Source organism: Rhodococcus sp. NPDC059969 (assembly GCF_042738325.1).
Lineage (GTDB): Bacteria > Actinomycetota > Actinomycetes > Mycobacteriales > Mycobacteriaceae > Rhodococcus_F.
Genome location: NZ_JBHWUF010000011.1, coordinates 200,085 through 223,473 on the forward strand (window position 1 = coordinate 200,085; position 23,389 = coordinate 223,473).

The 23,389-nt window shown below is 61.8% G+C and carries 1 protein-coding gene; it reads left to right on the plus strand.

All coding sequences use genetic code 11. From position 1 onward, the window contains the following. Window positions 1-114: 114 nt before the first annotated feature. A partial coding sequence (locus tag ACFWAD_RS25425) for a non-ribosomal peptide synthase/polyketide synthase (protein WP_378548831.1) occupies window positions 115-23,389 on the plus strand: 23,275 nt, incomplete at its 3' end.

A 23,389-nucleotide genomic window follows, 5' to 3' on the forward strand; every position in this document is an offset into this window, starting at 1 on the left:
ATCGGAGACAATGGGTGGTTCTGGCTCGTCGAGGTTGGATGAGGTCGGTAGCTGCTGCGAATCGGACGTTCGGCTCGCACGGGTGCGCAATGGTGTGGAAGAGAGGCTGTGGGCGTGAATTCGCTGGGTAACGGAGAACTGGGGAGCGGCAAGCCGGAGGTCGGCAGCTCGCCGGAAGACGTTCAGCGATCCGACGCATTCCCGCTTTCCGCGGCCCAGCTCGGTATGTGGTTCGCGCAGCACCTCGATCCCGCCGTTCCGGTCAACATCGCTCAGTACGTCGAACTCCGTGGTGCTCTGGAACTTGACGCCCTTCGCCAGGCCTGCGCAGACGCCGGTCGCGAAATCGGGTCGGCCTTCGTCCGGATCTTCGAGATCGACGCCCAGCCGTACCAGATCATCGACCCCACACTCGATGATTCGGTCGGTTACGTCGACCTTCGTAGTGAAGACGACTCGCACGACGCTGCCATGCGGTGGATGCGAGCAGATCGCAGCCGGCCGATCGACATGCTCACGGACCGCTTGATCTCTGCCACGATCCTGCGGCTCGGCGAGAATCGCTACTACTGGTACACACGGGTCCACCACACAATTCTCGACGGATTCGGTGCGTCGACGTTCGTCACTCGTGTGGCGGAGCTGTACTCGGCGCGCGTGGAGGGCCGGGATCCGGAGCCGAGTGAGGCCTCCGATCTCCGGAACGTCTACGAGGTGGACAACAAGTACCGCCAGTCGAGTCGTTTCGAAACCGATCGCAAGTACTGGGCAGACAAGATCGAGAATCTCGACGAGATCTCGAGCCTCGCGGGTCGAAGTGCCGCACCGGCTCCAGTCAGTCGGATCGACAGTGCAGCGCTGTCCAACCACGTCGAGGCGCTGCTCGGGCGGTTCCTCGAGCGCATCGAGAAGACCACTGTTGCCGGCACTGTCGTCGCGGCGTTTGCGGCGTACCTCGCTCAGATGACCGGACGAGAGGACGTGTCGCTGAGTCTGCCCGTTTCCGGTCGAACGACAGCCGTGCTGCGCCGATCCGGTGGCATGGTCTCCAATGTCGTTCCGCTGCGACTGACCGTCACTGCAGAGACCACCGTCCAGGATCTTCTGGACGACGTCAGGAACGAAATGTCCGGCGCGCTGCGCCACCAGCGGTACCGACACGAGGACATGGTTCGCGGCGGTGACGGGCCGGGCCGGGGCGGATTCTTCGGTCCCTGGATCAACATCATGATGTTTTCCACCGAGTTGGCATTCGGGCCCCTCGTCGGCGAGCTTCACATCCTGTCCACGGGTTTGATCGAAGACCTCGGTGTCAACCTCTACCAGAGCGTCGGCGATACCCGCACGCACATCGATTTCGAGTCGAATCCCAATCTGTACGCGCCCGCGGACGCCCAGCGAAATCACTCACGATTCGTGGAGTTCCTCGAGAAGTTCGTCTCGGCCGAAACGAGCCGCAAAGTATGGGATCTCCCCGTCGCAACCGACGAGGAGCGGAACAAGGTCGCTTTGTGGAACCGCACCGGCTTCCACGTTGCCTCGCAGACCATCACCGAAGCATTCGAGCGTCAGGTCGAGAGAACTCCCGATGCCACCGCTGTCGTTTTCGAAGGCGCCAGCCTCACATACGCCGAATTCGACTCTCGCGCAAATGGTTTGGCTCGTCAACTCATCGCCATGGGTGTTGGACCCGAATCGCTTGTAGGACTGTCGATCCGCAGGTCTTTGGACTTGATGGTCGGTCTGTACGCGATTGCCAAGGCTGGCGGAGCCTGGGTGCCGGTGGATCCCGACCACCCAGCCGACCGCACCGCCTACATTCTCGAGTCGGCGCAGCCCACGTGTGTTGTGACCACTGCGCGGGACGACGTGGATCTGCCCTCGGGCACACGGGTCATCGAGATCGACACACTGGACTATGGGCAGCTCGACAGCAGGCCGATCATCAACGCGGATCGCCTGTCTCCCTTGCATTTCTCGAACACTGCGTACGTGATCTACACCTCGGGTTCGACCGGTCGACCCAAGGGTGTCGCGGTCACTCACGCGGCGATCAACAATCAGCTTCAGTGGATGAACGCCGAGTACGGGCTTTCGGCGTCGGACATCTACCTGCAGAAGACCGCGACGACATTCGACGTGTCGCTGTGGGGATTCTTCATGCCGTTGCAGGTCGGCGCCACGCTCGTCGTCGCGACTCCGGACGGCCATCGGGACCCGATCTACGTCGCGAACAAGATCGCGGAACTCGGCGTCACGATCACCGACTTCGTGCCTTCCATGCTGACGCTGTTCACGGCGAATGCACCTGCCGGATCTTGTGATTCGTTGCGTCACGTGTTCGTCATCGGTGAGGCGCTCCCACCCGAGACGTCGTCGGCCTTCCGCGAACTCTGTGATGCCGGATTGCACAACCTGTACGGTCCGACCGAAGCCGCGGTGTCGGTCACCTACTACGAGGCCGTGCCCTCGGACACTACTTCTGTGCCGATCGGTATGCCGCAGTGGAACACTCAGGCGCACGTACTGGACGGGCAACTTCGCCCGACGCCTATCGGTCAGCCGGGTGAGCTCTATCTCGCCGGCGTGCAACTTGCGCGCGGATACGTTGGTCGTCCTGATCTGAGCTCGGATCGGTTCGTAGCCAATCCGTACGGCACAGCCGGCGAGCGCATGTACCGTACCGGCGACCTCGTCCGACGCCGTGAGGACGGAAATCTCGACTACATCGGGCGAACCGACTTCCAGGTGAAGTTCCGTGGGCAGCGCATCGAACTCGGTGAGATCGAGACCGTTCTTCTGGCACACCCCGACGTTTCCCAGGCTGTCGTCTTGGTGACCGTCACCCCGACCGGTGATCAATTGGTCGGTTACGTCGTGCCGGGTCCGGGCCGAAACATCGATGCTGCAGTGCTCAGTGAGTTCGCCGGGCGAAGCCTCCCGTCGTACATGGTTCCGGCCGCGCTGATGGTGTTGGATGCGTTGCCGCTCAACACGAGTGGCAAATTGGATCGTGCCGGGTTGCCCGAGCCGGTGTTCGCGAGTGCGAAGCAGTACCGCGAGCCCCGCACCGACATCGAGCGGGTTGTCGCTGACGTCTTTGCCGACGTACTCGGTGTCGAGCGCGTCGGTATTGACGACGACTTCTTCGAGCTCGGTGGAAACTCTCTGGTTGCAACACAATTGGTGACTCGAGTGGGTTCGGCGTTGGGAGTGCAACTCGGCGTTCGAGAGCTTTTCGAATCCACCACGGTCGCTACTCTGGCCGCCCGCGCAGAGTTGGTGGCGGGCAACGCCAGGCAGCTCACCCCGCTGATCGCCAAGCCTCGTCCCGAGGTCGTCCCGCTCTCGCTTGCGCAGCAGCGCATGTGGTTCATCAACCGTCTCGATCCGTCGACGCCCGCGTACAACCTTCCGTTCACGGTCCGGCTCACCGGTTCGGTGGACCCGTCCGCCCTGCATGCCGCGGTAATGGACCTTCTCGAGCGGCACGAGTCCTTGCGCACGATCTACCCTGATGTCGACGGAACTGCGCAACAGCTTGTTCTGCCGGTCGACCGCGCCGCGGTGGAGTTGAACCCGGTCAAGATTCGGAATTCGCATCTCGACGCGGCCCTGTTCGACGTGGCGTCTCGCGGATTCGACGTGACGCTCGAAATCCCGGTACGGGTTGCTCTCTTCGAGGTGTCTCCGACGGACTACGTCCTAGTGATGGTTCTCCATCACATCGCTGCAGACGGACTGTCGTTCCGTCCGCTCGCACGTGACCTTCTCGTCGCCTACTCGGCGCGAAGTGAGAAGACTGCGCCGGCGTGGACGCCGCTGCCGATTCAGTACGCCGACTACGCCCTGTGGCAGCGCGAAGCACTGGGATCCGACGAAGACCCGCGCTCGGAGTCGTCTCGCCAGATCAACTTCTGGCGCCGGGCACTTGCCGATCTGCCGGATCAGTTGGATCTGCCGACCGACCGACCTCGTCCTGCCATCGCGTCCAATCACGGTGCCAAGCACCATTTTCAGATCAGCGAACGCACGACGCGCAAGTTGAACGAGTTGGCGCGCTCGAGAAGCGTCTCGCTGTTCATGGTGTTGCAGGCGGCATATGCAACGCTGTTGAGCCGGATCAGTGGTACCTCCGACATCGCGATCGGTGCCCCGATCGGTGGGCGAGGCGATCAAGCGCTCAACGACGTGATCGGCATGTTCGTGAACACCCTGGTGCTTCGCACCGAGGTCGACCCGAACGAACGATTCGAAGAGTTGCTCGCTCGGGTAAGGGAATCGGGGTTGTCTGCCTACGGGCATGCCGATGTGCCATTCGAGCGGCTCGTCGAGGTTCTGAGCCCGGCGCGTTCGCAGGCGCGTCACCCGCTGTTCCAGGTTGCGCTCACTGCGGAGATCAGTGGACGACGCGAACTGGAATTCTCGGGTGTCAAAGCAGTTGCAGCCGAATTGGAAGTACCGGTCGCCAAATTCGATCTCGAACTCATGGTGTCCGAGAATCCCGAAGGCACCGAAGACTCCGACGTCTTGAGCGCCACCTTCACCTACGCCACGGATCTGTTCGATCCGGCCACAGTGAACACTTTTGCCACTCGGTTCGTGCGCATTCTCGATGCAGTGGCTACCCGACCTGAAACGGTCGTCGGTGATATAGACCTGCTCTCACGCTCCGAGCGCACCGATCTGACGGTCGTTACCTCTGATGACACGATGCCGCGACAGAGTCTCGTCGACATCTTCTTGTCCGGCACGGCTGAGGCGGACTCGGTCGCAGTGCGCTTCGACGGTCGATCGATCACCTACCGCGAGCTCGACGAGCAGTCGTCGAAGCTCGCACGAGTCTTGATCGGACGTGGCGCAGGCCCCGAGACCATCGTCGCTCTCGCATTTCCTCGCTCGTACGACATGGTCTGTGCGGTATGGGCGGTCGCGAAGTCAGGGGCGGCCTACGTGCCTGTCGACCCGAGCTATCCGGAAGATCGTGTCCGGCACATGCTGGCCGATTCATCGGCCGCGATCGGACTCACCTCGTCACAGTTCGTCGGTCAGCTTCCCGCGGTCACCGATTGGTTGGTGCTCGACGACCAGACGCTGAACGGAGAACTGTCGGCACAATCGTCAGCGCCCGTCACGGACGAGGATCGAATCGTTCCGATTCACAGCTCTCACGTGGCATATGTCATCTACACATCCGGCTCCACGGGAAAACCGAAGGGCGTCAGCGTCACTCACGGTGGTCTCCGTGGGGTCAGGGACGCAGCCCAGCGTCGATACGGGGTAGAACAGTCCTCGCGCTTCCTGCATATCTGTTCACCGAGCTTCGACCCGTCAGTGCTCGAATGGATGGTCGCCTTCTCAGCGGGTGCAACTTTGGTGATCGTTCCTTCGACGATTATCGGTGGACACGAGTTGTCGGATCTTCTTCACGCCGAGAAGGTCACCCACGCCATCATCACACCCGCCGTACTCGGGACCATGGAGCCTGCAGAGCTTCCTGACCTGCGCGTCGTCTCCGTCGGCGGTGACGTGACCACTCCCGAGTTGTTGGCGAAATGGGCCCCGGGGCGCGCCTACTTCAATGGGTACGGTCCGACCGAGACCACAATTATCTCGTCGTTCGGCGATCTCGCGATCGGCCGTTCGATCGACATCGGGCGTCCCGTCGAGGGCATGTCTGCACTGGTACTCGACGAGCGTCTGCACCCGGTTCCAGTCGGAACCAGGGGAGAGCTCTACTTTGCGGGCGCTGCATTGGCTCGCGGCTATCACGAGCGGCGAGGTCTTTCTGCGGAACGGTTTGTTGCCAACCCGTATTCGCCGGACGGCGAGCGGATGTATCGGACCGGCGATGTCGTGCGCTGGACAGGCGGAGACTCGACCGCTGACGCGGAGGTGCTCGAATACGTCGGCCGCAGTGACTTCCAGGTCAAGGTTCGTGGCTTCCGCATCGAGCTCGGTGAGATCGACGCAGTTTTGTCTTCGCACGATTCTGTGCGCTTCGCGGTGACGGTCGGAAGCGAAGGCGCTGCGGGCGTCACAGCTCTCGTGTCTTACGTCGAACTGGCTGACGGTTCGAGCTTCGATCCGAATGTGCTCATCTCGTTCGTAGCCGAGACTCTTCCGAGCTACATGGTTCCTTCCGTCATCATGGAACTCGCCGAAGTTCCGCTGACTCCGGTAGGAAAGTTGGATCGAAGGGCTCTGCCGGAGCCCGTGTTCGAGGTTCGCGAGTTCCGTGCGCCCACCACACCCGTGGAAGAGATTGTCGCGCAGGTGATTGCGGACGTTCTCGGTGTTGAACGAGTCGGGCTCGACGACGACTTCTTTGCACTCGGTGGCAACTCACTGGTGGCCACCCAGGTCACCTCGAGGTTGGGACGGGCGCTCGACACCACCGTACCGGTGCGGACGCTTTTCGACGTTTCCACGGTCGAGGCGCTCGCTGCACATATCGAGTCGCACGCGGGTAGCGGTGGGCAGAAGGCACTCGTCGCGCAGACGCGTCCAGCGGAAATTCCGCTGTCGTTGGCGCAGCAGCGCATGTGGTTCCTGAACCGTTTCGATACCGACTCCGCTGCTTACAACATCACTTTCGCACTGCACCTGACTGGCCATCTCGACACGGCCGCGATGGAGACCGCGCTCGAGGACGTACTGGCCCGGCACGAAGTTCTCCGAACCGTTTACCCCGACGGGGCTTCCGGACCGAAGCAGTCGATTCTGTCGCTTTCGGAGGCGTTCGGCGGATTGACCGTCGAAGCGGTCTCGGATTTGGACGAGCTCGAAAGTCGAGTCGCTGCAATCGGATCCTCAGCGATCGACGTCACCGTCGACGTGCCGATCCGTGTCCGCCTGTTGACGGTCAGCGACACCGAGCACACCCTCGCGATCGTTGTCCATCACATCGCCGCTGACGGTTGGTCGATGGCGCCCCTGGCACGCGACGTCATGATTGCCTACTCGGCACGCAAGGACGGGATCGCGCCGGCGTGGCAGCCGTTGACTGTGCAGTACGCCGACTATTCGTTGTGGCAGCGTGAGGTTCTGGGGTCGGAAGGTGACCCGGAATCACTGATCTCGCAGCAGATCTCCTACTGGACCGAGACTCTGGCTGACCTACCGGATGTGATCGAGCTTCCGTCGGACCGGCCTCGACCCGACGTGGCCTCGATGCGCGGCGAGCGATTCGCGTTCGAGATCTCCGGGGATGTGCACCGTCGATTGGACGCGCTGGCACGGGAGAACAACGCAACGCTCTTCATGGCGTTGCACTCTGCGCTTGCCGTTCTGATGGCCCGACTGAGCGGAACCTCGGACATCGCCGTGGGCACTCCCGTTGCCGGTCGTGGCGACGAGGCGCTCGACGATCTCGTCGGCATGTTCGTCAACACGCTTGTTCTGCGCACCGAGGTTGACCCGGCCCAGGCATTCACGGATCTGCTCGCTGCAGCGAGTGATTCTGCGCTCGGAGCGTTCGCTCACTCGGACGTGCCCTTCGAGCGGTTGGTGGACGTCTTGGCTCCCGCCCGGTCGCAGGCCAGACATCCGCTGTTCCAGGTCGTCTTGTCCTTGCAGAATCTCGCGCAAACGGCATTGGAACTGCCGGGACTGGCGATCAAGGCCGCCGAAATCGACACCACGACTGCCAAGTTCGACCTCGAACTGGCGGTAACCGAGTCGATCGGCGAAGACGGGATCCAGCAAGGGCTCTCGGCCGAATTCACGTTTGCTGCAGATCTGTTCGACGTTGCGACGGTCGAGGGGTTTGCTCGGCGTCTGGTTCGTATCCTCGAGAATGTCGTGTCGGTTCCTTCGATTGTCGTCGGTGACATCGATATTCTCGATGCGGCCGAGCGGGGTGTGCTGGCCGATGTTCATGGAGGTCAGTCGGTCTCGGGAACCCTGGTCGAGATTCTCACAGCGGCGGCCGCTTTGGATCCGTCGGCGGATGCGATTCGCTTCGACGGTCAGTCGATCAGCTACCGCGAACTCGACGAGCGGTCGTCGCGACTCGCTCGTGTTCTGATTGCGAAGGGCGTCGGGCCGGAGGATCGGGTCGCGATCGCGATTCCGCGTTCGGCCGATTCGGTTCTCGCTCTGTGGGCAGTGGCGAAAACGGGTGCTGCATTCGTGCCCGTCGACCCGACGTATCCGGTTGACCGTATCGCCCACATGATCTCCGATTCCGGTGCGGTGCTGGGTCTTGCGCTCAGTGACGTCGAGGCAGGATTGCCGTCGGCGTTGACGTGGGTTGTTCTCGACGACGAGAAGACAGTGGCGGCGTGCGCGGCAGAATCTTGCGCGCCGGTGAGTGATTCGGATCGACGCAGTGCGATCGACGAGCGGCAGCCTGCTTACGTCATCTACACCTCTGGCACCACGGGTCTGCCCAAGGGCGTTGTGGTCACCAATGCGGGTGTGGCGAACTTCTGCGCCGAGCAGGTCGAGCGCTATGCGCTGACCGCGGATGCTCGAACGCTGCATTTCGCCTCGCCGAGTTTCGATGCTTCTGTTCTCGAGTTGCTGATGGCATTCGGAGCAGCATCGACGATGGTGATTGCGCCGACGACGGTGTACGGCGGCGCGGAATTGGCCGAGATCTTGCGCTCGGAGGGCGTGACGCATGCGTTCGTGACGCCCGCTGCGCTGGCATCAGTGGATCCGAGCGGGCTCGACGCGTTGCGGGTGGTTGTCGTCGGTGGCGAAGCCAGTTCGCGGTCTCTCGTTGCCAAGTGGGCGGTGCCGCTTCCGGATGGCGGTGTGCGTGGATTCTTCAATGCGTACGGTCCGACGGAGTCGACAGTCGCCTCGAACATCAGCGATACGCTGACCGCGTTTGATCGTATGAACATCGGCGGCCCGATTCGGGGAATGGCCGCGCGGATCTTGGACGGCCGCTTGCAGCCCGTTCCGGTTGGTGTCGCAGGTGAGTTGTACGTGTCGGGTGTTCAGGTCGCTCGTGGATACCTGGGACAGCCGGCATTGACAGCGGGCCGATTTGTCGCAGACCCGTTCGGGGCGCCGGGAGAGCGGTTGTACCGCACGGGTGACGTGGTCCGGTGGATCGACGGTGGCGCAGTGGAGTACGTGGGCCGCAGTGACTTCCAGGTCAAGATCCGTGGGTTCCGTATCGAACTCGGCGAGATCGAGGCCGCGCTGACCCGTTGCGCGGGCGTTGCGCAAGCTGTTGCTCTCGTTCGTTCCGACGATCACTTCGGAGATCGTCTCGTTACATACGTCGTGCCGCAGGCCGGCGCCGAGGTGGATCCCGCACAGGTCATCGAGTCGGTGTCGACGTTCCTGACCGGCTACATGGTCCCCGACTCGGTACTGGTACTCGATTCGATTCCGTTGACCACCGCGGGCAAGACGGACATCAAGGCTCTGCCCTCGCCCGTGTTCGAGTCCAAGGTGTACCAGGCGCCGATCACGACCGTCGAAGAGACTGTCGCGCAGGTGTTCTCCGAAGTTCTCGGAGTCGCACAGGTTGGCCGCGACGACGATTTCTTCGAACTCGGCGGCAACTCGTTGATCGCGACCCGTGTCGCCGCACGACTGGGGGAAGCGCTCGACACAAGCGTTCCGGTTCGTGCGCTCTTCGAAGCGTCGACCGTGCAGTCACTCGCGGTCCGGCTCGAGCTGCACGCCGGATCGGGCGCCACGGCCCCGCTGGTGCAGCAGCCCCGGCCAGCTCGGATCCCACTTTCGTTGGCGCAGCAGCGCATGTGGTTCCTGAACAGGTTCGAACCCGCGTCGGCAGTGAACAACGTCCCGGCGGCGATCAGGATTTCGGGCGCCCTCGATGTGGCAGCTCTCAATGCTGCCGTGATCGATGTCGTGGGCCGACACGAATCACTGCGAACTGTGTATCCAGACGTCGACGGCGTCGGGTATCAGGAAGTCCGCGACGTTCGAGACGTTGTCGTCGATCTCAGTCCCGTGTCGATCACGGAAGATCGCCTCGCTGCTGGCGTCGCCGAGCTGGCCACGGACGGCTTCGACGTAACGTCCGAAGTCCCGTTGCGCGCCAAGCTCTTCGAAGTCGGCGACAGCGAATACGTCCTTGTGTTCGTCGTGCATCACATCTCGACCGACGGTTTCTCGATGGGTCCGTTGACCCGTGACGTGATGGTTGCCTACGAAGCACGTACACGAGCGTCGGTGCCGGCTTGGACGCCGTTGCCGGTCCAGTACGCCGATTACTCGTTGTGGCAGCGTGAGGTTCTCGGGTCCGAGGACGATTCGCGGTCCGTGATCGCGAAGCAGATTGCGTTCTGGTCGGATGCGTTGGCTGATCTTCCGGAGCAGTTGGATCTGCCTGCCGATCGTCCGCGTCCCGAGGTCGCTTCAGGGCTCGGAGCCGAGGTCGAGTTCGATATCGATGCCACCCTGCACGAAGCTGTCAATTCGATTGCGCACAGCAGTAACTCGACACCGTTCATGGTTGTTCACGCAGCGCTCGCCGTCGTACTTTCTCGTTTGTCCGCAACGACCGACATCGCGATCGGTACACCGATCGCGGGTCGCGGTGAGGCGCAGCTCGACGATCTGATCGGTATGTTCGTCAACACTTTGGTGTTGCGTACCGAGGTCGATCCGTCGATGTCGTTTGCCGAGTTGTTGGCGTCGGCGCGTGAGGTGGATTTGCAGGCGTTCGCGCATGCGGATGTTCCGTTCGAGCGTGTGGTGGAGGTTCTCGATCCGGTTCGTTCGCAGGCTCGTCATCCGTTGTTCCAGGTGGCGTTGACGTTCCAGAACCACGAACAGACAACGCTCGAACTGGGCGACCTCGAAGTGTCGATCGAAAGTGCCGATCTTGCGTTGGCGAAATTCGACCTCCAGTTGACCCTGACCGAACGAACCGACGAGGCCGGCGCACCCGCCGGAATGTCCGCCTCTTTGACGTATGCGACGGATCTGTTCGACGAGTCGACCGTTGTGGAATTCGGTGATCGGCTGGTAAGGACCTTCCGTGCGGTGACTGCTGATCCCACCGTAGCGGTGGGTGACGTTGACATCTTGGTCGATGGAGAACGAAACCTGCTGTCCCGCTTCAGTGCCGGCCAGATCGATCGTGGTGTGGATTCGACGTTGTCGGCGTGGTTCGATGATGCTGCTGCGCGGTTTGGTGATCGGACCGCGGTGCGGTTTGGTGGCGAGTCGTTGTCGTATGGTGAGTTGTCGGTGCGGGCTAATCGTTTGGCGCGCAGGTTGATTGCTCAGGGTTGTGGTCCGGAGTCGTTGGTGGCGGTGGCGTTGCCGCGGTCGGCGGATCTTGTGGTGGCGTTGTTGGCGGTGGTGAAGTCCGGTGCGGGGTATTTGCCGGTGGATCCGTCGTATCCGGCTGATCGTGTCGAGTTCATGTTGGCTGATGCTGGTCCGGTGGCTGCGATTTCGTGGTCCGGGCGTGAGTTGGTGTTGCCTGCTGGTTTGCCTGTGGTCGATGTCGACATGGTGGATGTGTCGGAGTTCGATGGTTCGGTGGTTTCGGATGCGGATCGTGTTGCGCCGTTGCGGTCGTCGAATGTTGCGTATGTGATTTACACGTCGGGTTCGACGGGTCGCCCGAAGGGTGTGCAGGTTCCGCACACGACGGTGGCGAAGTTGTTTGCGAATACCGAGGGTGTGTACGGGTTCGACGAATCGGATGTGTGGACGATGTTCCACAGTTATGCGTTCGACTTCTCGGTGTGGGAGTTGTGGGGTCCGCTGTTGTATGGCGGCACGTTGGTGGTTGTGGATTATGTGACGTCGCGGTCGCCGGAGCAGTTCTTGGAGTTGCTTGCTGCTGAGCGGGTGACGGTGCTCAATCAGACGCCGTCGGCGTTCTATCAGTTGGCCGAGGCTGATCGGTTGGCGTCGGAATCCGGTCGGGCCGCTGAGTTGTCGTTGCGGTGGGTTGTTTTCGGTGGTGAGGCGCTCGAGCTGCGTCGCTTGTCGGATTGGTACGGCCGCCGCGGTGACTCTGCGCCGACGTTGGTGAACATGTACGGCATCACGGAGACGACGGTGCATGTGAGCCATCGTGTGTTGGATGCTGCGTTGGCGGCGGATGCGTCGGCGAGTGTTGTGGGTCAGGCTATTTCGGGTCTGCAGGTGTTTGTGCTGGATACGCGTTTGGCTCCGGTGCCGGTTGGTGTCGCGGGTGAGATGTATGTCTCGGGTGTTCAGCTGGCTCGGGGTTATCTGGGTCAGGCGGGGTTGACGTCGACGCGGTTTGTGGCGAATCCGTTCAATGCCGGCGAGGTGTTGTACCGCACGGGTGACGTGGCGTCGTGGAACAGTGCTGGTGATTTGGAGTATCGGGGTCGCGCGGATGATCAGGTGAAGATCCGTGGTTTCCGGATCGAGATCGGTGAGATCGAGTCTGCGGTGTTGTCTGATGTGTCGGTGGCGCAGACGGCGGTGGTTGTCCGTGAGGATTCTCCGGGTGATCAGCGGTTGGTGGCGTATGTGGTTCCGGCTGCGGGTGTGAGCGTGTCGGTCGACGATGTCCGCACCGGTGTGGGTTCGTTATTGCCGGAGTACATGGTGCCGTCGGCGTTTGTGGTGTTGGATTCGATTCCGTTGACGGTGAACGGGAAGTTGGATCGTCGGGCGTTGCCGGTTCCGTCGTTGCAGGTTGCGGTGTTCCGTGCTCCGACGTCGGTGGTGGAAGAGGTTGTTGCGCAGACGTTTGCGGATGTTCTGGGCGTCGAGCGTGTTGGTTTGGATGATGATTTCTTCGCGCTCGGTGGTAATTCGCTGATTGCGACGCAGGTGACGTCTCGGTTGGGTCAGGCGTTGGATGCTTCGGTGTCGGTGCGGGAGTTGTTCGAGGCGTCGACGGTGGAGGCGTTGGCTGCTCGTTTGGGTTCTCATGTTGGTGGTGGTTCGCGTGCGGCGTTGACTGCGCAGGTGCGTCCGGTTCGGGTTCCGTTGTCGTTGGCGCAGCAGCGCATGTGGTTCCTCAACCGATTCGACACCGATTCTGCTGTCAACAATGTCCCTGTTGCCGTTCGGCTCACGGGTGCGCTCGATCTGGCCGCCCTGAATTCGGCAGTTCACGACGTTATCGGCCGTCACGAGGTTCTGCGCACGGTCTACCCCGAGGTCGACGGCGTCGGCTACCAGAAGATCTGCTCGGTAGAAGATGTCTCGACCGATCTCGGCGCAGAACGCGTCACAGACGACCGAATCCAGGCGGAGCTGTATTCGTTCTTCGCCCAGGGCTTCGATGTCACTGTCGAGGTTCCGTTGCGCGCCAAGCTTTTTCAGGTCGCCGATGACGACTTCGTGTTGTCGTTCGTGATGCATCACATCTCGACCGACGGCTTCTCGATGGGTCCGTTGACCCGTGACGTGATGGTTGCCTACGAAGCACGTACACGAGCGTCGGTGCCGGCTTGGACGCCGTTGCCGGTCCAGTACGCCGATTACTCGTTGTGGCAGCGTGAGGTTCTCGGGTCCGAGGACGATTCGCGGTCCGTGATCGCGAAGCAGATTGCGTTCTGGTCGGATGCGTTGGCTGATCTTCCGGAGCAGTTGGATCTGCGTGGTGATCGTCCGCGTCCTGAGATTGCTTCAGGGCGCGGCGCCAATCACAGTTTCACCATCGAACCGCAGTTGTGGTCCGAGCTGGACGAACTGGCCAAGGCAACGAACGCAACTCCGTTCATGGTTGTTCACTCGGCTCTGGCGGTGCTGTTGGCACGACTGTCCGCGACGACCGACATTGCGATCGGTGCCCCGATCGCGGGTCGTGGTGAAGCCGAGCTCGATGATCTGATCGGTATGTTCGTCAATACCTTGGTGCTGCGTACCGAGGTTGATCCGTCGATGTCGTTTGCCGAGTTGTTGGCGTCGGCGCGTGAGGTGGATTTGCAGGCGTTCGCGCATGCGGATGTTCCGTTCGAGCGTGTGGTGGAGGTTCTCGATCCGGTTCGTTCGCAGGCTCGTCATCCGTTGTTCCAGGTGGCGTTGACGTTCCAGAACCTCGGTCAAACGTCTCTCGAAATGCCCGGCCTCCGTGCTGCTGCAGTCGAGTTCGACGCCGCACTGGCTAAGTTCGACTTGCAGCTCACGCTTGAAGAGGCTGAAGCCGGAATGTCTGCAACTCTGACGTATGCGACGGATCTGTTCGACGCCTCGACCGCTGTCGACTTCGCCGATCGCTTCCTGCAGGTTCTGCGTGGCGTTGCCGCGGATCCGAATCTTGCTGTCGGTGATGTGGACGTACTCGCTGTCGGTGAGTTGGACCGTGTTCTCTCCTGGAGCGGGGTCAGCGCCGATCGTGGTGTGGATTCGACGTTGTCGGCGTGGTTCGATGATGCTGCTGCGCGGTTTGGTGATCGGACCGCGGTGCGGTTCGGTGGCGAGTCGTTGTCGTATGGCGAGTTGTCGGTGCGGGCTAATCGTTTGGCGCGCAGGTTGATTGCTCAGGGTTGTGGTCCGGAGTCGTTGGTGGCGGTGGCGTTGCCGCGGTCGGCGGATCTTGTGGTGGCGTTGTTGGCGGTGGTGAAGTCCGGTGCGGGGTATCTGCCGGTGGATCCGTCGTATCCGGCTGATCGTGTCGAGTTCATGTTGGCCGATGCTGCTCCGGTGGCTGCGATTTCGTGGTCCGGGCGTGAGTTGGTGTTGCCCGCAGGTCTGCCGGTGGTCGATATCGACGCGGTGGATGTGTCGGAGTTCGATGGTTCGGTGGTTTCGGATGCGGATCGTGTTGCGCCGTTGCGGTCGTCGAATGTTGCGTATGTGATTTACACGTCGGGTTCGACGGGTCGCCCGAAGGGTGTGCAGGTTCCGCACACGACGGTGGCGAAGTTGTTTGCGAATACTGAGAGTGTGTACGGGTTCGACGAATCCGATGTGTGGACGATGTTCCACAGTTATGCGTTCGACTTCTCGGTGTGGGAGTTGTGGGGTCCGCTGCTCTACGGCGGCACGTTGGTGGTTGTGGATTATGTGACGTCGCGTTCGCCGGAGCAGTTCTTGGAACTGCTTGCTGCTGAGCGGGTGACGGTGCTCAATCAGACGCCGTCGGCGTTCTATCAGTTGGCCGAGGCTGATCGGTTGGCGTCGGAATCCGGTCAGGCCGCTGAGTTGTCGTTGCGGTGGGTTGTTTTCGGCGGCGAGGCGCTCGAGCTGCGTCGCTTGTCGGATTGGTACGGCCGCCGCGGTGACTTCGCGCCGACGTTGGTGAACATGTACGGCATCACGGAGACGACGGTGCATGTGAGCCATCGTGTGTTGGATGCCGAGTTGGCGGCGGATGCGTCGGCGAGTGTTGTGGGTCAGGCTATTTCGGGTCTGCAGGTGTTCGTGCTCGATACGCGTTTGGCTCCGGTGCCGGTTGGTGTCGCGGGTGAGATGTATGTCTCTGGTGTTCAGTTGGCTCGGGGTTATCTGGGTCAGGCGGGGTTGACGTCGACGCGGTTTGTGGCGAATCCGTTCAATGCTGGTGGGGTGTTGTACCGGACGGGTGACGTGGCGGCGTGGAACAGTGCTGGTGATTTGGAGTATCTGGGTCGCGCGGATGATCAGGTGAAGATCCGTGGTTTCCGGATCGAGATCGGTGAGATCGAGTCTGCGGTGTTGGCGGATGTGTCGGTGGCGCAGACGGCGGTGGTTGTCCGTGAGGATTCTCCGGGTGATCAGCGGTTGGTGGCGTATGTGGTTCCGGCTGCGGGTGTGAGCGTTTCGGTCGACGATGTCCGCACCGGTGTGGGTTCGTTGTTGCCGGAGTACATGGTGCCGTCGGCGTTTGTGGTGTTGGATTCGATTCCGTTGACGGTGAACGGGAAGTTGGATCGTCGGGCGTTGCCGGTTCCGTCGTTGCAGGTTGCGGTGTTCCGTGCTCCGACGTCGGTGGTGGAAGAGGTTGTTGCGCAGACGTTTGCGGATGTTCTGGGCGTCGAGCGTGTTGGTTTGGATGATGATTTCTTCGCGCTCGGTGGTAATTCGCTGATTGCGACGCAGGTGACGTCTCGGTTGGGGCAGGCGTTGGATGCGTCGGTCGGTGTGCGGGAGTTGTTCGAGGCGTCGACGGTGGAGGCGTTGGCTGCTCGTTTGGGTTCTCATGTTGGTGGTGGTTCGCGTGCGGCGTTGACTGCGCAGGTGCGTCCGGTTCGGGTTCCGTTGTCGTTGGCGCAGCAGCGCATGTGGTTCCTCAACCAGTTGGATACGAGCTCGGCAGGGAACAACGTCCCGGTTGCGATAACTCTCACCGGAGAACTGGACGTCTCGGGGCTGGAGCAGGCGGTCGCCGACGTTATCGGCCGTCACGAGGTTCTGCGCACGGTCTACCCCGAGGTCGACGGCGTCGGCTACCAGAAGATCGTTGCACCGGCTGATGTCGACGTGAACCTCGCTGCAACGTTGGTCTCGGATTCGGAGATCGTTTCCGAGGTAACGAACTTCGTAGCGGCAGGCTTCGACGTGACGGCCGAGGTGCCGTTGCGCGCCAAGCTTTTCCAGATCAAGGCCGACGCGCACGTTCTGGTATTCGTGGTGCATCACATCTCGACCGACGGTTTCTCGATGGGCCCGTTGACCCGCGACGTCATGACCGCCTACTACGCCCGAACCAACGGCCAGGCTCCGACCTGGACGCCGTTGCCGGTGCAGTACGCCGATTACTCGTTGTGGCAGCGTGAGGTTCTCGGGTCCGAGGACGATCCGCAGTCCGTCATCGCGCAACAGATCACTTACTGGGCGCAAGCACTGGACGGCGTGCCCGAACAGTTGAATCTTCCGGGGGATCGGGCTCGGCCGGCGGTATTCTCCGGTCAGGGAGCGACATTCGAATTCTCGATCGGTCAGGAATTGCATGAGCGGCTGATCAGCGTGGGCCGGGAACACAATGCGTCGATGTTCATGGTGGTCCATGCGGCTCTGGCGTCGCTTCTCGCTCGTCTGTCGGGAACAACGGACATCAACATCGGTGCACCGATGGCCGGGCGAGGTGAATCCGAACTCGACGATCTGATCGGAATGTTCGTCAACACCCTCGTTTTGCGTACCGAGGTTGATCCTTCGGCGGCGTTCACAACACTTCTGGCCTCGGCTCGGGAAACCGACCTTCAGGCGTTCGCGCACTCGGACCTTCCGTTCGAGCGGCTCGTGGAAGTGCTGGATCCCGTTCGGTCGAGGGCACATCACCCGCTGTTCCAGGTGGCATTGGCATTTCAGAACCTGGGGCAGAACTCGTTGGCTCTGCCCGGTCTGACGGCCGCCGAGTTCGAAATCGACGAGACCGTGGCCAAGTTCGACCTGCAGCTCACGATCAGTGAGGTATCAGAAGGGCTGTCGGCGACGTTCACGTACGCGACGGATCTGTTCGACGAATCGACCGTCCGCGGATTCGCCGCACGATTGATGCGCATCCTGAACGGAATTGCGACGGACCCCGCAACTTCAGTGGGTGACATCGAAATCCTGGACGCGTCCGAGCGTGAGGTTCTGACGAGTCAAAGGGCTTCGTCAGGAGTAGCGCAGGCGCCGTTGGCCGAGATTCTTGCCGACGCTGCTGCGCGCTACCCGGACAACGTCGCATTGCGCTACCCCGGCACGGCGCAGGCCGCTGCCGGTAGGTCCATGACGTATCGCGAGGTCGACGAGTGGTCGTCGAAGCTGGCCCGCGTCTTGATCAACCGTGGTCTCGGGGCTGAAGATCTTGTGGCGGTGTCGATTCCGAGATCCGTCGAATCGGTACTCGCGGTCTGGGCAGTGTCGAAGACCGGGGCAGCGGTCGTTCCGATCGATCCGCACTATCCCGCAGACCGTATCGCGCACATGCTCAGCGACTCCGGTGCGAAGGTAGGCCTGACCCTCGACGTCGAACGTCCGAATCTCACCGACGACGTCGAGTGGTTGGTCGTGGACGGACCGCTCGGCGAACAGATGACCGCCGGAGTGTCCGGAGCGTCAATCGCTGCCGAGGAACGTGTCCGTCCACTGACGACTGCTCATCCGGCTTGGGTCATCTACACCTCCGGCACGACAGGACTGCCGAAGGGCGTTGTCGCGACCAACGCGGGTCTGGCGAGCTTCAGTGTCACGCAGGCCGCGCATTACCTCGTGAAGCCCACCTCGCGGACGTTGCACTTCGCGTCACCAAGTTTCGACGCGTCGATGCTCGAGTTGTTCCTCGCGGTTGCCACCGGCGCGGCGATGGTCATCGTCCCGCCTGGCGTGTACGGCGGCGACGAACTGGCCGAGGTGTTCCGTAGTGAACGAGTCACACATGCGTTCATCACACCGGCGGCTCTGGCGTCGATGGACCCGAGCGGCCTGGACGACCTGTCGGTCGTAGGCGTGGGCGGCGAGGCGTATTCGCCAGAGCTGATCAGTAAGTGGACGACAGGGGAAGGCTCGGCGGCATCGGCGTCGGTTCCCCGGACGTTCCTGAATGTCTACGGCCCGACCGAGACGACGATCGTAACGAACGTCAGCGTTCCGCTTCTGCCGGGTGACCGAATGGACATCGGCGCCACGATCGGTGACATGGCCGCATTCGTCCTGGACACACGACTCAATCCGGTTCCACTCGGAGTCTCGGGCGAGCTCTATCTGTCCGGTCCTCAGGTCACGCGTGGCTATCATCGTCGCCCGGGCCTGAGTGCCGATCGATTCGTGGCAAACCCGCACGGGAATCCCGGCGAGCGTATGTACCGGACCGGTGACGTGGTTCGCTGGGTCGCTGGAACCGCACCGTCCACTTACGCAGTGGAGTACGTGGGCCGCAACGATTTCCAGGTCAAGATTCGCGGTTTCCGTATCGAACTCGGTGAAATCGATGCATCGCTGACGGCGCACCCCGAGGTCGAGTTCGCTGCGACGATGGGTACGACCCTGCCGTCGGGTGCTCCGGCACTGGTGTCGTACGTGTTCACCGGAAAGCACGCTTCGGTCACTTCGGCGGAATTGATCGAATTCGTCTCCAGAACCCTTCCGGCCCATATGGTTCCGGCTTCGGTCATGGTCTCCTCGGACATGCCGCTCAGTCCGGCCGGCAAGCTGGACCGAAAAGCGCTCCCAGCACCGGTTTTCGAGACCAAGGAATTCCGCGCCCCGGTCACCGAGATGGAACAAATCCTGAGCGAGATCTTCGCGGACGTTCTCGGCCTGGATCGCATCGGCACCGACGACTCGTTCTTCGCTCAGGGCGGCGACTCGATCATGTCCATCCAACTCGTCTCTCGTGCGAAGGCACGTGGGGTCGTATTCGCACCCAGTGACGTCTTCGAGAGCAAGACTGTCGCGGCATTGGCCGAAGTGGCGAAGTATGCCGCCGACGTCGAGGCCGCGGTGGTGCTCGAGGAGTTGCCGGGCGGTGGAGTCGGCTGGATGCCGTTGACGCCGATCGAACGATTCATGGTCGAGCGCGGTGGCAGCTACAACCGATTCACACAGACGATGACTCTCGAGCTACCACTCGGAGTGCAGCGAGCCGACATCGTGCGAACACTCGCTGCAGTCGTCGACCACCACGACATGTTCCGCTCGCGGTTGATCTCCGACGGTCGCGGATGGGGAATGTCGGTCTCCGAGCCTGGAACCGTGGACGTCGAGGATTTGCTCAGCCGCGTGGATGTTGATGCGTCTGCCGATGAGTCGACAATCGTTCTCACGGCTTCCAAGGGCCTCGACGAGGCTCTCGGCCGGTTGAATCCGGCGGACGGCGTAATGGTTCAGTTCGTGTGGGTCGACTTCGGTCCCACTCGCACCGGGCGCTTGATCATTGCTGCACATCACCTGATCGTCGATGGGGTCTCCTGGCGAATCATCGTTCCGGATCTGGTGTCGGCTGCGGCTCAAATGGCCGGGGCGAGCGGAGCGACGGGGGATGTGGCTCTCGAGCCGACGGGTACGTCGATGCGACGCTGGGCTCACGCACTATCCGACGAGGCGCATCGCGATTCGCGTGTGGCCGAGCTGGATACGTGGCGGAAGGTGTTGCAGACACCGGACCCGGTGCTGGGCAAGAGGGCGTACGACTCTGCCGTCGACGTTGCGGCAACGGTTCAGCGGATAAGCGTGACGGTCCCCGCTGAGGTGACCGAGACTCTGCTGACCACGCTGCCGGAGGTATTCAACGGCGGCGCCAACGACGGCCTGCTCGCTGGACTGGCACTCGCGCTGATCGAGTGGCGTCGCCGAGCCGGAATCGACTCGTCATCTGCCCTGCTGCAACTCGAGGGCCATGGCCGCGAAGAAGCAGTGATTCCTGGCGCGGATCTGTCAAGGACCGTTGGCTGGTTCACCGCTGCCTTCCCGATCAGTCTCGATCTTTCCGAGGTAGACCTGGGTGACGCTTTCGCCGGAGGTGATTCGGCGGGACGCGCGATCAAAGCAGTGAAGGAACAGCTGCTGGCGATCCCGGACAAGGGCGTCGGGTACGGACTGCTGCGCTACCTGAACGAAGACACGCGCGCAGTGCTTTCTCGCTTCGCCGGGGGACAGGTCAGCTTCAACTACTTGGGAAGAGTTGTCGCTGAGGATCTTCCGGCAGGTGTCGAGGGACTCGGGTGGCTGCCGGCCGGCGATTTCGCCAACGTGTCAGCACCCGAGGACGTCGACATGCCCGCAAACAAAGTCGTCGACATCAATGCGATCGTCAACGACGGCGCAGACGGTGCTGTTCTGGAGGCATCCTTCGCATACCCCGTCGGTGCCATCGACGGCGAGAGTGTCGAGGCATTTGCACAGATTTGGGTCGAAGCACTGACTGCCCTGGCGGAGCATTCTCGCTCCGTCGGAGCAGGTGGACTCACGCCGTCCGACGTGCCGCTTGTCTCTGTGAGCCAGCGGGATATCGACGGCTTCGAGAATCGATTCGGAACAGTGACCGACATCTGGCCGCTGGCGCCGCTGCAGTCCGGTTTGCTCTTCCACGCGATGTTGGCGGAATCCAGCGTCGACCTCTACTCGGTGCAGATGATTCTCACTCTGTCCGGGAAGGTTGATTCCGACCGATTGCGTACTGCAGCACAGGGAATCATCGACCGCTACGCGAACCTGCGAACGGCATTCACGGCCGACGACGACGGCACGCCGGTCCAGATAGTCCTCGCGGACGTCGACGTCCCGTGGCGGAACATCGATCTCAGCGATATTGCGGCCGTCGACCGTGAGGCAGCCCTGAACGAAGTTTTGACCGCTGACCAGGCGACGCACTTCGACATGGCGTCACCGCCGTTGATTCGGTTCACCTTCGTCACCATGGCGGAGGGGGACTATCGCTTGGTGGTGGCGAATCACCACATCATTCTCGACGGTTGGTCGGTGCCGCTGCTCTTGCAGAACCTGTTGGCGCTGTACGCGACGCGTGGTGACGACGCGGTTCTTCCGCGTGTGCGTAGCTATCGCAATTACCTGGCGTGGCTTGTCGATCAGGATCGTGATCGATCACTCGCAGCCTGGGCGGATGCGCTTTCCGGCGTCGAAGAGCCGACGCTGCTTGCTCAGGTCACAGGCGGACAGGAATTCACCGCGCTGTCACAGAAGCTGAACGTGTCGATGTCGTCGGAGACAACGACGGCGCTCACAGCTCTGGCCGCACGACTCGGGGTCACCGCCAACACGATCGTGCAGAGCGCGTGGGCGGTCCTGCTCGGTGCGTTGACCGGAACCGACGACGTTGTCTTCGGTGCAACAGTGTCCGGCCGGCCACCGGCGCTCACCGGCGTCGAATCGATGGTCGGGTTGTTCATCAACACCCTCCCCGTGCGGGTGCGCCTCGACGCCGCGGAGTCCGTCGAAGAATTGGTTGCCAGGGTCCAGATCGAGCAGGCGAGAATGCTCGATCATCACTATCTCGGTTTGACCGATGTCCAGAAAGCAGCGGACGTCGGAACACTGTTCGACACGTTGGTTGTATTCGAGTCTTATCCGGTCGACCGTGAGGGCCTCGCCGCACAGGCGGATGTTCTCGACGGAATGATGATCGACGACATCGCTTCGGACGATTCCACGAACTACCCGTTGACCCTGCTGATCGCACTCGACGAGCAGTTGCACTTGACGCTGCGGTACCTACCGGACTTCTTCGATGCCGACTACGCAACTGCGTTGCTGGACAGAGTTCTTCGACTGCTCTCCTCCGTAGCCACCGATCCTTCGGTGCGTATTGGTGACGTTGATATTTTGGATTCTGTTGAGCGTTCGTTGGTGCTCGAGGGGTGGAATGACACGGCGCGTGAGGTTGCGGGCGTGTCGGTGTTGGACGGGTTCGATGCTCAGGTGGCGGCGACGCCGGATGCGGTAGCGCTCTCGTTCGAGGGGCAGTCTGTGTCGTTTGCGGAGTTTGATGCTCGGGTGAATCGTTTTGCCAGGTATTTGGTTTCGGTGGGTGTGGGGCCGGAGTCGTTGGTGGGTGTTGCGGTTCGTCGGTCGGTTGATTTGTTGGTTGCGGTTTACGGTGTGCTCAGGGCTGGTGGTGGGTATGTTCCGGTGGATCCGGATCAGCCGGCGGAGCGTAATGGGTTTGTGTTGGCGGCGGCGTCGCCGGTGTGTGTGGTCAGTACTTCTGATGTTGGTTTCGATGCTGGTGTGGTGCCGGTGGTCGAGGTTGATGTTGTTGATGTGTCTGGTTTTTCGGATGTTCCTGTCTCGGATGTGGATCGGGTTTCGCCGTTGCGGTCGGGGAATGCGGCGTATGTGATTTTCACGTCGGGGTCGACGGGTCGGCCGAAGGGTGTGGCGGTTTCGCATCGCAGTGTGGTCAATCAGGTGTCGTGGTTGGCGGAGCGTTATGCGGTGTCGGGTTCTGATGTGGTGTTGCTGAAGACTCCGGTGACGTTCGATGTGTCGGTGTGGGAGTTGTTTGTTCCGTTGGCGGTGGGTGCTCGGTTGGTGGTGGCTGCTCATGACGGTCATCGGGATCCGGGGTATTTGGCGTCGGTGGTGGCGGCGGAGTCGGTGTCGATGGTGTCGTTTGTGCCGTCGATGTTGGAGGTGTTCGTCGATCAGGTGGTCGATACGTCGGAGGCGACGATTTCGCGTCTCGGTGGTGCTGGGTTGGGTTCGTTGCGGGTGATTTTCGCGGCGGGTGAGGCGTTGCCGGCGTCGGTGGTGGGTCGGGTGTTGTCGGTGTTGCCGTCGGTTGAGGTTCATAATTTGTATGGTCCGACGGAGTTCACGGTGCATGCGACGGCGGCGGGTCCGCTTGATGGTGTGGGTGTGGTGGTGCCGATGGGTGCTCCGGTGTGGAATTCGTCGGTGTTGGTGTTGGATTCGCGGTTGCGTCCGGTGCCGGTGGGTGTTGCGGGTGAGTTGTATTTGTCGGGTGTGCAGGTGGCTCGTGGGTATTTCGGGCGGGTGGATTTGTCGGCGGAGCGGTTTGTGGCGAATCCGTTCGGTGGTGTGGGTTCGCGGATGTATCGCACGGGGGATGTGGTGCGGTGGA